10 protein-coding genes and 4 tRNA genes are annotated in these 10936 nt (G+C 35.3%); 4 read left to right on the forward strand and 10 right to left on the reverse strand.

The genetic code is table 11. The features are described from left to right. Window positions 1–31: 31 nt before the first annotated feature. The gene (gltS, locus tag HMPREF0013_RS14170) at window positions 32–1267 is read right to left on the reverse strand and encodes a sodium/glutamate symporter (protein ID WP_002115276.1); all 1236 of its coding nucleotides are present in this window, start codon (window positions 1265–1267) and stop codon (window positions 32–34) included. A 434-nt stretch (window positions 1268–1701) separates the two neighbouring features. Between gltS and HMPREF0013_RS14175 the strand changes: the two genes are divergently transcribed. Beyond that, window positions 1702–2853 carry an alpha/beta fold hydrolase gene (locus tag HMPREF0013_RS14175; RefSeq protein WP_002115264.1) on the forward strand — a complete coding sequence of 384 codons (1152 nt, stop codon included), beginning with the start codon at window positions 1702–1704 and terminating at the stop codon, window positions 2851–2853. A gap of 709 nt (window positions 2854–3562) precedes the next feature. Further along, window positions 3563–3886: a hypothetical protein gene (locus HMPREF0013_RS24970; protein ID WP_005803617.1), complete on the forward strand. Its 324-nt coding sequence runs from the start codon at window positions 3563–3565 to the stop codon at window positions 3884–3886. Here HMPREF0013_RS24970 and HMPREF0013_RS14185 read toward each other — a convergent pair whose 3' ends face one another. The 8 genes from HMPREF0013_RS14185 to HMPREF0013_RS14220 all read right to left on the reverse strand — a co-directional run bounded on the left by HMPREF0013_RS14185 (window position 3887) and on the right by HMPREF0013_RS14220 (window position 8174). Continuing rightward, entirely contained in the window at window positions 3887–4357 is a 471-nt protein-coding gene (locus tag HMPREF0013_RS14185) for an AnBLUF65 family BLUF photoreceptors (protein ID WP_002115327.1), read from the reverse strand. It lies immediately after the preceding gene. A gap of 278 nt (window positions 4358–4635) precedes the next feature. Continuing rightward, window positions 4636–4845 (reverse strand): cold-shock protein, encoded by a 210-nt coding sequence (locus HMPREF0013_RS14190; protein ID WP_002115279.1) that lies wholly within the window; start codon window positions 4843–4845, stop codon window positions 4636–4638. Between the two features lie 461 nt (window positions 4846–5306). Then, a tRNA-Trp gene (locus HMPREF0013_RS14195) sits at window positions 5307–5380 on the reverse strand. Window positions 5381–5445: 65 nt separating this feature from the next. Continuing rightward, window positions 5446–5530 (reverse strand) — tRNA-Leu (locus tag HMPREF0013_RS14200). Window positions 5531–5557: 27 nt separating this feature from the next. Further along, window positions 5558–5631, reverse strand: a tRNA-Trp gene (locus HMPREF0013_RS14205). A gap of 55 nt (window positions 5632–5686) precedes the next feature. Then, a tRNA-Leu gene (locus HMPREF0013_RS14210) sits at window positions 5687–5771 on the reverse strand. A 92-nt stretch (window positions 5772–5863) separates the two neighbouring features. Beyond that, complete coding sequence (locus HMPREF0013_RS14215) at window positions 5864–6679, reverse strand: protein kinase domain-containing protein (RefSeq protein ID WP_005803618.1); 816 nt, start codon at window positions 6677–6679, stop codon at window positions 5864–5866. Continuing rightward, entirely contained in the window at window positions 6666–8174 is a 1509-nt protein-coding gene (locus tag HMPREF0013_RS14220) for a DUF3336 domain-containing protein (RefSeq protein WP_002115307.1), read from the reverse strand. The genes HMPREF0013_RS14215 and HMPREF0013_RS14220 overlap by 14 nt, the downstream gene beginning before the upstream one ends. A 177-nt stretch (window positions 8175–8351) precedes the next feature. On the opposite strand from HMPREF0013_RS14220, the gene HMPREF0013_RS14225 reads away from it, so the two are divergent. Beyond that, window positions 8352–9233: an ATP-binding protein gene (locus HMPREF0013_RS14225; RefSeq protein WP_002115248.1), complete on the forward strand. Its 882-nt coding sequence runs from the start codon at window positions 8352–8354 to the stop codon at window positions 9231–9233. A 103-nt stretch (window positions 9234–9336) separates the two neighbouring features. Next, complete coding sequence (locus HMPREF0013_RS14230) at window positions 9337–10440, forward strand: DUF6670 family protein (RefSeq protein WP_002115312.1); 1104 nt, start codon at window positions 9337–9339, stop codon at window positions 10438–10440. A gap of 2 nt (window positions 10441–10442) precedes the next feature. On the opposite strand, the gene HMPREF0013_RS14235 is transcribed toward HMPREF0013_RS14230, so the two are convergent. Then, a partial coding sequence (locus tag HMPREF0013_RS14235; RefSeq protein WP_029767030.1) for a tRNA (adenosine(37)-N6)-threonylcarbamoyltransferase complex transferase subunit TsaD occupies window positions 10443–10936 on the reverse strand: 494 nt, incomplete at its 5' end.

The following is a 10936-nucleotide window of genomic DNA, read 5'->3' on the forward strand; positions in this document are numbered from 1 at the left end:
AATAAAAAAGCCCTAACGGGCTTTTTTTATATTAGGCAATAAATTTCAGCATGAGCTGAATGACTGTCGCATTAATTAAGTCGACAAAGAATGCGCCACAAAGCGGAACAATCAAGAAAGCCTTATGCGATGGACCATACATATTAGTAATGGCTTGCATATTTGCCACGGCTGTTGGTGTTGCACCCATACCGAAACCACAATGACCTGCTGCTAATACTGCTGCATCGTAGTTTTTGCCCATGACGCGGAACGTCACAAATGCCGCATATAAAGCCATCGTAATGGTTTGCGCACCTAAAATAACTACAAGCGGACCAGCTAAGTCGGCAAGTTGCCAAAGCTTTAATGAAAGCAATGCCATTGCTAAATAAAGCGACAAAGACGCGTTACCAAATACATCAATCGCGCGGTCGAAAATATCAATTTTCAACACGCTTTCTAAAATATTTCTTAAGATTACACCGCCACCGAGTGCCCAAACGAAAGTTGGTAACTCAAACCACGTTCCCTTACTAAAGCCAGTCATAAATTCAGCAAACGCTAAACATGCTGCAAACATACCCAGTGTAGTAATTGCATTATCGGCAGTAATTAAACGGACTTGATGCGGGTTTTCAAACGGAGCAAGGTCATCTGAATTTTGTTCAAGATGTGTGTCGCGATTTTGGATTTCAGCATTGGTTTTTGGTTGAGCAAGACTGTAACGATTAATGAGTAATTTCGCTAACGGCCCACCAATCACACCACCAATAATCAAGCCAAAGGTCGCACTCGCCATACCTAATGCTAAAGCACCCTGAATACCATGCTGGGTTTCTAAAATTTCACCCCATGCGCCAGCTGTACCATGACCACCTGTTAAGGTAATTGAACCTGCAATCAAACCAATAAGTGGGTCAAGACCCAATAATGTCGCAAGGCTCATACCAACAGCATTTTGCACAACAATGAATGATGCAACACAAATTAAGAAGATGACTAAAGCAGTACCACCTTCTTTAAGCTTCATAAAATTGGCACTTAAACCAATTGAAGCAAAGAACACGAGCATAAAGCTGGTTTGTAATTCGCTACTAAAAACAATGCTATACCCCCACAAAGTGTGGACAAGTAAAGAAACTACAGCAGCAACCAAACCACCAGCTACAGGTTCAGGGATATTATAACGTTTTAAAAAATCAATTCGATTAACAAGAAAGCGGCCCAACAATAAGACGATAACCGCCGAAATTAGTGTATAAAAACCATTAAAAACAAATTCCATATATGCTACTTTCTGATTACATTCCTAATGGATTGTAAAATAATTATATTTTATTTTTTATTATTTAAAAAAAACACAAACAAACTTTACAAAAACCATCTTTATTTAAAAATAACTATATAAATCAAAATATTGTTTTAAGTATTTAGCAAAAAATCATGATGTACCCTCTCCTAAATTTCTATCTTGCTTTGAGAATTAATTTTTTTAAAAGTTTTAATGCTCGAGTGATGAAATCAAGACATCTGGTTACCTCAATCTTATTACTCATTTTTTAAGCAACAGTATATTGCGCTAAGCTAAGCTCTAACTTGATACATTTAAAGAAAAATCCTGTCTTTTGGGTCACTGAACTTCTGCATCATTCACTTTAATATCCTTCAAAGACCAGCTCTTTACTGTTCTGGGCAACATCTTTATAGGTTTTATATTCAATGAGTTTATTGCTTAAAGTTCGTCAGAACGTTCCACAGCTACAATCTATTAAAAAATCTCTTCAGACACGTGCTGGTCAAAAAATACCTCACATGCTGATCAATGCATCAGATCTCTTTTTCCGAGGCCCTCAAATTGCCTTATCAGGAAAAACCCCATTTGATGTGATTCATAAGCATGAAATTATTACCTTACGCCATTATAAAAATGAGACTAGCTTATCTACACATAAACACCGCGTACCTTTAGTTATTGTTCCACCATTAGCAGTGAACATGCTCATTTACGATTTGTTCCCTACTCGTAGTTTTGTACGTTTCTTTTTAGCCCAAGGGTTTGATGTTTACTTAATTGACTGGGGCGTACCAACCCGACACCAAGCAAAATACAACTTCGGTACTTATATTAAAGTTTTCATGCCAGAGATGTTAAAGCAAGTTCGCCTACACAGCGGTCAGCAACAGCTTTCTTTACATGGTTGGAGTTTAGGCGGCGCGCTTTCGCTCTGCTATACCGCATTGTTTAAAGATAAAGATATTAAAAATCTAATTATTCTCGCTTCCCCTATCGACACACACAAAGCAGGTTATATGGGGAAACTATACAGTAGTCTTACCAAACCTGCCGAATGGGTTCGCAAACATACGCCATTTCGTATTCGCCATCATGTACCAAGTGAAGCATTTCATATTCATGGGTGGCAAAACACGCTTGGCTTTAAATTAACGGATCCGATTGGAAATTTGAAAACATATTGGGAACTTTTTAAAAATCTAGATAACCGAGAGTTTATTGTCGACCATGCAACCTCAAGCTCATTTATCGATAATATGTTGGCCTATCCGGGCGGTGTCATGCGCGATATTATTCTCCGTTTCTGGATTGATAATGAACTGTCTAAAGGTGTAGTTAAATTTGGTGAACTTACCGCCTATCTAAAAGACATTAAATGTTCAGTATTAGCTGTCGGTGGTAACACAGATATTATCGTGACGGCTGATGCTGTTAAACCACTCATGGATTTAATTAGTAGCCAAGACAAAACATTTAAGGTGGTACCAGGTGGTCATATGGGGGTAGTTTCTGGTAGTCAAGCACCCACTACGGTCTGGCCAGAAGTAAGTACTTGGTTAGCTACTCGTTCAGAATAATTAATTCAAAAGCAGTAAAGCCAGTGTAGTCAGTTCTATGCTGGCCATAATTCAAATTTTATAAATCTGATATTCTAGTTTCATTTATATTGCAGTAGTTTTTTCTCTTAATTCAAAAGCAGCTCATTACTAGATGACACAAAAATATAAATATAATTTCCTCATTATTAATCACATTAAAAATCCTTCAACACATAAATTTTATTTATTAGAAATAAAATTTAATAAAACAATATTTTATCAAATGTTAAATTTTTTTTTAAATAAATTAATTTTCTCTTATTAATATTTATAAATTTTAAGAAAAGTACCTCTTAAAATTGATGTTACTTTTTGTTATTTATGTAAAGCTCATCTAAACAATATATTTACTTAAATTATTGTTAAATAAATTTTTTTGTAAATTTAATTTTGTAAAATTTGATCATTATTTATACAAATGTAGGCAATCTCTCACAATTATGTAAGCCAAAGCTTACAACCCAAATGATTGTTTTTCTTATAATTAATTTCAGTACATATAAGCACTCTTTACTATTAAATAGAAAGCTGAATATTAATAAAGAGATCTGGAGAAAATGATAAAGTCATCTTTATTAATATAAAAACTCTTAATAATAGAAAAAGAATCTCAAAAATTAATATGTACTATCTTTCCTCTGGAAACAGAGGAAAGATACTTTTTTAATCATCAGATAGGGTATAGAAAATGTTTATTGCAAAAAATATATTTGTATATTTACTATCAATGTTAGCTTTATGCTTACTGATTATTTTCTTTAATTACATAGGAATGAACGAGACGATTAATCTTCTTCTCTCTTCTACACTGTTTGGAATATTTATTACTTGGTATTTTAAAGGTAGTGGACTCTGTCTCGCCCTATTTAGCTTTTTTTATTGGGCTATGTTTGTCATTAGTCAAAGCTTAGAAGTGATATGGATGCTCGCAAGTTCAGTTATTGTATATTTAGTCATGACTAAAATATTACCTAAACTCAAGACCATCCATATTGGCGTGATAGCCAAATAGTTAAAACGGTTTCACCCCACGATTCACCATACCCACTTTCTTAACTGTGTTAAGTTTAGTTTGTTCGGCAATGACTAACTCATTGATGAAAGCTTTTAAGTTTTGCTCATCAAGACGAATAGGATTAAAAGTACTTTCTCCCATTTTTAGAAAGAAAGATTCGATATTTGTATTACGTTGTACATATTTCATTGACCATCGTTGAAACGAGTTTTGTTCAATGGAATATGTACACAACCATTTAACATTGTGGTGTCTTTTATCATGTGTAATTTTTTCAAATAATCGTTCAACCACCTCTCGTTCACCTTCCAAGCATTGAAAGAAAGCATTATCGGCATAATAGAGCACCCCACAGATCTGATTCAAATCATTGAAATCTCGTGCTTCTGTCAAAATATCACGTAAATCTTGCAACAAGTCTTCATTTTTTTCGTTCCGTTGACTGGCATAACACAGGCGAACGTTCATTAGCAATTCCGTGAAATATAAAATTTCTTTATTTAAAGATTTTTTAATCTACCATATCTCTATTACTAATAATTTATATTTCACACATATTCTTAAGTTTATATTAAAAATATGTTCGATTATTAACTATAAGAGCTTAATAACTAATGATTTATATTAACAAGAAAATAAAAAGCCCTCCTTTTTGGGGGCTCTTAATGCTCTAAAAGAACAATGAATTTTTTTAAAAGCTAAAATAAAAAAAAGCACTAAAAAGTGCTTTTTTTATTTGCTGTATATTATTGTGGAATAATATTTACAGCATTTGGGCCTTTTTGCCCTTGAGTAACGGTAAATGTTACGCGTTGACCTTCATGCAAAGTTTTGAAACCAGAACCTGCGATTTCTTTGAAGTGAGCGAACACATCTGGACCGTTGTCTTGTTGAATGAAACCAAAACCTTTAGTTTCGTTAAACCACTTTACTGTACCACTTACTGTATTAGACATGATATATCCTACTGATTTCTAATATTTTAGAATCATTAAATAATGACCCTATCATAACTTTGAAAAAAGAATAACAAATTGAGCTTAATATCTTAAAAAACGAAGGATTATGACTAAAACTACGATACTTAAAAGAAGATTTACTAACAAGTCTTTTTTCTAGTTAACTGAATAATACAGGAAATAAATTTGTATTCAAGGCTTTTATATAAATAATTTCAATAAATTATAGTAAATAAATACAAAACAATAAGTTAGGTAAAAATATCAGCAAATTCAATATATTCCCTGCTTAAATAATAACTTATTTTGGTAAATATTCTTGAAAACACAAATTAAAAAAGATTGCTTAGAAAATAGCTTGATTCAAAATAAAAAGAGTTATTTTTTAAATTGAAATAATTTAAATTAAAAACTTTAGATAATAAAAAACTCCTAAACAGGAGCCTTATTTTATTTGATGGCAGAGGATCAAGGACTCGAACCTTGACGAACGGTTTTGGAGACCGTCATGCTACCATTACACCAATCCTCTATATTCATGATTAAACACTCAAGATTTAATCACAAAAAAAGCAAGATCATAATCTTGCTCTTTTATGGTGGGGGCGAAGAGACTCGAACTCTTACACCTTGCGGCGCTGGAACCTAAATCCAGTGCGTCTACCAATTTCGCCACGCCCCCATCTGGGACATTTATTCAAAATAAATGTGGCAGAGGATCAAGGACTCGAACCTTGACGAACGGTTTTGGAGACCGTCATGCTACCATTACACCAATCCTCTTCCAAGATCTAGATGACCTAACATCTACATCAAACTTTAAGTTATTAACTTAAAGTGGTGGGGGCGAAGAGACTCGAACTCTTACACCTTGCGGCGCTGGAACCTAAATCCAGTGCGTCTACCAATTTCGCCACGCCCCCGATGGCTGTGTATATTAGCGATAAGATCTGACAGTGACAAGTGTTTTTTTTCTAAAAAAAACTAACCGTGTAAATTGTATACAGATACTAGATCAATGATTTTTATCAATTTGAATCTGTTTTAAGCAATTTATTGCTTCATCAGCATTTGAAAACCGATTTTGCTGCTGTTTTTGTAATAAACCTACAAGTAAGGGTAAAAAAATCAAAAACTGGGTGGGTAATTGAATGGTTAAATTTTGACAGTGTAAGACTGCCCAATCACGATAACTACTTGCTTCTAAGCGAGTTTGAGTCAACCATTCATATAAAACGATGCCAAAAGCATATAAATCGCTTTGTATGCTCTTATACCCTCCTCGAAATAGCTCAGGAGCCATATAACGAGGTGTTGCATCCATGACTGTATTGCAACTTGAGATAGATCTCGTTTTCTCAAAATCAATTAAATAAGGCTTTTGCTGAAAATTTCTAAAATGTTCTGCCTTAACGTCTCCATGAATCCAGCCAAGTTCATGAAGCTCTGCAAGCTTATTTATTGCTAACCAAATCTTACGATATACATCAGTTAAACCACTTTCATGAGTCAATGAACCCAACCACACATCACTATCAGGTAAAATTAAAACCTTACCCAAAGAATGGCCTAGCTGAGGAATTAAACTGACCTCAATCAATTTATAAGGTAAAAGCCATGCAGGTTTTTTAAGGTGAATTTCTTTATAAAATAGTTGCTCATGCATGAAATCTTGCTCATTTTGAGCATGGGTTTCAGGCAAATGATATTTTAACCAGTAATTCTTGGTATCTATGGTACATGTCCATAAACACCGCCCTAACGCTGCACTTGTTGGCTTTGTTACACATGTTAAGTTTTCTATATGCGAAGCAAAATCATGCTTCAGCATAATAAGACTCAGGCTGTTGTTTCTTTTCTTCAAAACGCAAAACTTCTAAACAATGCTGAATTGTCTTACCAATACGAGCATGGGTTTCAATTGAAGAAATTTTTGGCCAAGTTGCACGTTCCCCTTCTCTTTGCAAACGCTTAAACAGATGCGGACGCGGGTTTTGCAAAGTATAGGTATAGTGACTTAGGCTATATTTAGCAATGATATTTACATCACCATAATAACGCTGTCCCATTACTCCATATCCATGATCCAACAATCTTCTAACGGGAGAAATTGAACCAAGTCGTTGACGCGTAAAGTCCATAATGCCCATTGATAGCACTTTACCTTGGCGTCTTAAAATTCTTTCCGGCCAACTTAAAACGTCTTTACGGAAGCGATCCGCATCATTTTGCATAAATGGAACAATATGTGGGTTAACCTGACTCGCAATGGTGTAGTTTAAATTATAAAGCCGCGCCATTCTTTCTTGCGGGAAATCGCTTCTTACACTTCCATCTACCCACTTTGTATTTGCCATATAAGGTGTATGTTCACCGTCATAACGTTTACTGGTTAAGCGTACTGGTGGGAATAAAATTGGCACAGCACATGAAGCCAATACAGCACTCCACACCAAAACATTCGGTGTCATAATGGCGTTCATAATTCTTGGGTTTTCTGTTGCATCATACGGCGCTACTGCCACATTAATGTTTAAACCAGATTTTTTGAAAGCCTCTTCAAACGTAAGATCACCTAAATTCTCAATAAGGAATTTTTTCAAATACTGAACATCGGCAATTCCACCATTGCCTTTAATGAGTTCACGGAATTTCCTAAAATGAAAAGCATCACTAAAAAATTGCTCACCATTTAATAAGTTTTGGATATCTTCACTAGCAGAGGTTCCAAGCATACCTGTCATAATTGCCCCTGCACTTGAGCCAGAGAGCACTTTAGGCATTAAGTCTTGTTCAATTAAAGCTTTACACACACCTGTATGAAAAAGTCCTAAAGTCGCCCCACCCGAAAACATAAGTGCAGGTTGTCCATATGCCCTTTCACAGTTTTCAAAAAACTCTATTTTTTCTTTTCTTTGAAACGTAATGCATTCACTTGAAGCGATGTAAGCCAAGCTTTGGCTAACTTCTTCAATATAGTCTTCAATTAACTTTTTTGTACCGACATGCGTTGCGGCAAAAAGCATTGGATGACCAATATTTGCAATATCGTAGGTTAGACCCTCTTTAAGTAAATAGATGAGGTCTAATGTGCGATGTTGCTGACGATATCTTTTGAGCAAAGTGTATCGATAAGAAATGAGTTCGGCATCGAAGTAAGGTGAACTATTATCAAACTTCCACTCTTGCACACCTGTTTCTTCATCTAGTTTTAATGCAAAAGACTTCCATTCCTCATAAGATTCAGCCATGTCTAATTGACGTTGTAATTTTTTGATACGGTAAGCCTGATGTGGATTCATATCACTTCGTATTTTTTCAAACATATTTCGTCCTCATCTTCACAGATGATTTTACTGAATAGACATCACAACACTATGCTCGGTCTGAACATTTCAATCAATTGCAAAACCGATAAAGTGTATAGGCAATAAGTTTTTTGTCAGCCTGTTAATTTCGGTGTTAGTATCCTATCAAACACTGTTTAACATGATTGACTTACCATGGCTACCATTGATTTACCGGACAATTTAGTTCAAACATTATCACTTGTATTAAATCAGTTACAGCAAGTCTTGCCTGAGCCTCGACAAGAAACAGATTTTACTGCACCTGCTTTTAGATGGGAAAATCAGCAACTTAATGCCATCTATAAGCCAAAAAATATTTATCTTGATGACTTAAAAGGCATTGAGCGTCAAAAAGAAAAAATTATTCAAAATACTTTGCAATTTTTAAATGGCCTACCAGCGAATGATGTGCTGTTAACAGGCTCACGTGGTACAGGAAAATCATCTATTGTTCGCGCTTTACTCACAGAGTATGCCCCTCAAGGATTACGTTTAATTGAAATTGAACGTGATGATTTATCAGACTTACCTAAAATTCAAAAACTCATTCAAAATCGTCCTGAAAAATATATCGTCTATTGTGATGACTTGGCTTTTAATGCCGAAGATGAAAATTACCGTAGTCTAAAAAGTGTATTAGATGGTTCATTACAATCAGGTTCAAGTAATTTTATTATTTACGCAACCAGTAACCGTCGCCACCTGTTACCTGAATTCATGCATGAAAATACACCTGTAACTAAGGTGGACGTTCCCCAATATACTGAATTACATCCACAAGAAGCGATTGAAGAAAAGATCTCTTTATCAGATCGTTTTGGTCTATGGTTATCTTTTTATCCAATGGATCAAAACTTATATTTAGAAATCGTAGAGCATTATCTAGATAAAGCAAACATGCCTTTTAATGATGAAGTCCGTGCTGAAAGTTTACGTTGGTGTCAGATGCGGGGTCAGCGCTCTGGTCGAGCGGCTTATCAGTTTTCTAAGCATTGGATTGGTTTAAACGCCTTAAAAGATTTGTCTAACAATTAAATAAAATGTCCCGCAAAGCCTTAGCTTTGGCCTATAAACCGCTTAGCTTTGGCAGTTGTTTTTCATAACCTAAAACAAAGATAGCCCTTCTTTAGGTTTATATATGAAAAAGCAATTGCCAAAAATTTCTACAACAAGTAAAGCGCTTGGTAAAAGTTTATTACTTGCACAAGGCGTTTTAGACCAAGCAAAAAAATATTCAACTCTTCCTTTTACTCAAGCTCATATCATCCGTCCACGAGTTGACGAAAAATATTATAGCTGGACACATTACGGTATCTTTTTCCCGCTTTTACCAGAGCCGCATCGTTACTTAAATATTATGATTTTAATCGGTACGCCTGGTGCACTTGCTTTTGACCATGATGATATCATCACTGAAAATCCTAGAAAAACAGCTACTTTCTTTTCAAGTACAGCCGCTCTGAAACAAGCTTTACTGAAGGCCTATATCATTCCCGAAGATACAAAAATTAATAAAGATGGGACCTTAATAGAACTAGGTCAAGAAATTTCAATTCAAGGAAAATTTCCGCACATCCATATTAATGGACATTATGATGGGTTTGATTTCGACTTTGATATCGATATTACTTCACATGTTTCATGGTTTATAAAAACACCAATCTATGATCATTTTAGCTTATTGGCAAAGTTTAAAGGTTTTCTAAGCTATCAAGCAGAACGCATTGAAAGCCAAGGACTCTGCACTTACGAATATGCTCGAGCAGTTGGTCCTCACTCCATCACAAACAAACTTATTCCTGATGTATATAAACTGCCACTTGATTTTTTTACTTATCAAATCATCAATTTAAATGAAACCACTCAACTTCTTCTTACCAAAGCCGATATTGCAGGACAAACAGCTGCATATACCCTGCATATTCGACATCTGGACCAGCCAGCTGAAATTTATACAGATGTAAGCTTTGATATTATTTCGCATCAAGTTGATGACTTTGTTTCACCTACTGGGCATAAAATGCGACTTCCAAAATATTTTTCTTGGATCGCTAGAAATGAGGCAAAGCAAATTATCTTAAACATTCAGGCAGAAATTGACTGCCCATTCCGCTATGGTCATGGGCGAGGTTATGCGAGTAGCTATATATTTACAGGTCATTATTTTGGTAATGAAGTTCAAGGTCGTGGTTACATCGAATACATTGATATTGAAAACCAACATGCTTTTGAAGATGAATAATTTTACTCAGGAATAGTGAGTTCAGTCATCGGCCAGCGCGGCGTGGTCGTTACCGCTAAACCATCATGCTGACCTGCTTTTAAACGTTGATATCCAGCAAAAGCAATCATTGCCCCATTATCAGTACATAAAGCAGGCTCGGCATAATAAACTTGCGCTTTAATTTTCGCCAAAGAGGTTTCTAATTGCTCGCGTAGTCTTAAATTTGCGCTAACTCCACCTGCAATCACTAAACGTTTAAGTCCAGTTTGCTTTAAAGCTTTTACTGATTTTTTTACCAAAGTATCTACAATTGCTTCTTGGAATGAAGCAGCAATGTCAGCGTCACGATTTTCACCATTCAATTTTTTCAATTGAACAGAAACAGCTGTTTTTAAGCCACTAAAAGAAAAGTCCAAGCCTTGATGAAGCATAGGTCTTGGAAACTCAAATGCTAATGGATCACCAGATAATGCAAGTTTTGCGATATTTGGCCCACCTGGATATAGCAAGCTCA

The organism is Acinetobacter sp. SH024 (assembly GCF_000163635.1).
Taxonomy (GTDB): domain Bacteria; phylum Pseudomonadota; class Gammaproteobacteria; order Pseudomonadales; family Moraxellaceae; genus Acinetobacter; species Acinetobacter pittii.

Excerpts from the sequence above, each read along its gene's own strand:
- gltS (WP_002115276.1), bottom strand. The coding sequence starts at position 1,267 with ATGGAATTTGTTTTTAATGGTTTTTATACACTAATTTCGGCGGTTATC.
- HMPREF0013_RS14175 (WP_002115264.1), top strand. The coding sequence starts at position 1,702 with ATGAGTTTATTGCTTAAAGTTCGTCAGAACGTTCCACAGCTACAATCT.
- HMPREF0013_RS24970 (WP_005803617.1), top strand. The coding sequence starts at position 3,563 with ATGTTTATTGCAAAAAATATATTTGTATATTTACTATCAATGTTAGCT.
- HMPREF0013_RS14185 (WP_002115327.1), bottom strand. The coding sequence starts at position 4,357 with ATGAACGTTCGCCTGTGTTATGCCAGTCAACGGAACGAAAAAAATGAA.
- HMPREF0013_RS14190 (WP_002115279.1), bottom strand. The coding sequence starts at position 4,845 with ATGTCTAATACAGTAAGTGGTACAGTAAAGTGGTTTAACGAAACTAAA.
- HMPREF0013_RS14215 (WP_005803618.1), bottom strand. The coding sequence starts at position 6,679 with ATGCTGAAGCATGATTTTGCTTCGCATATAGAAAACTTAACATGTGTA.
- HMPREF0013_RS14220 (WP_002115307.1), bottom strand. The coding sequence starts at position 8,174 with ATGTTTGAAAAAATACGAAGTGATATGAATCCACATCAGGCTTACCGT.
- HMPREF0013_RS14225 (WP_002115248.1), top strand. The coding sequence starts at position 8,352 with ATGGCTACCATTGATTTACCGGACAATTTAGTTCAAACATTATCACTT.
- HMPREF0013_RS14230 (WP_002115312.1), top strand. The coding sequence starts at position 9,337 with ATGAAAAAGCAATTGCCAAAAATTTCTACAACAAGTAAAGCGCTTGGT.